A 310-nucleotide genomic window follows, 5' to 3' on the forward strand; every position below is an offset into this window, starting at 1 on the left:
GTTTCTGCCGCCGTAATGAAAGTCAGCGGCGTCAGTCATGGACATGTCGCCATCTCCATCAACGATGTTCAAGAAGGACTTCACTCATGGCAAGCGTGCGTAGCAGCGTTAATGACAAGATCCAGCAATCCCTCGAAAGCGGTGATGCAGCCGATGTGGCCGCGCAGCTCGCCCAGCTTCGCGGCGGTCTGAACACGGACGGCACCGAAAACGAGGTCCGGTGGCAGGGCGCCTGCCGGGCCTTCACACGACGCGGCCCCTTCACGACGATACGAAGTTGCAGACACATCAACCGCCCGCGACAACCGGT

The 310-nt window shown here is 60.3% G+C and carries 1 pseudogene; it reads left to right on the forward strand.

Features of this window, described 5'->3' with window-relative positions:
• Positions 1-86 precede the first annotated feature (86 nt).
• Positions 87-310: pseudogene (locus tag EN807_RS37260) on the forward strand (hypothetical protein); the annotation flags it as partial.

Origin of the sequence: Mesorhizobium sp. M5C.F.Ca.ET.164.01.1.1, from assembly GCF_004792125.1 — a bacterium.
Classification (GTDB): Bacteria; Pseudomonadota; Alphaproteobacteria; order Rhizobiales; family Rhizobiaceae; genus Mesorhizobium; species Mesorhizobium wenxiniae.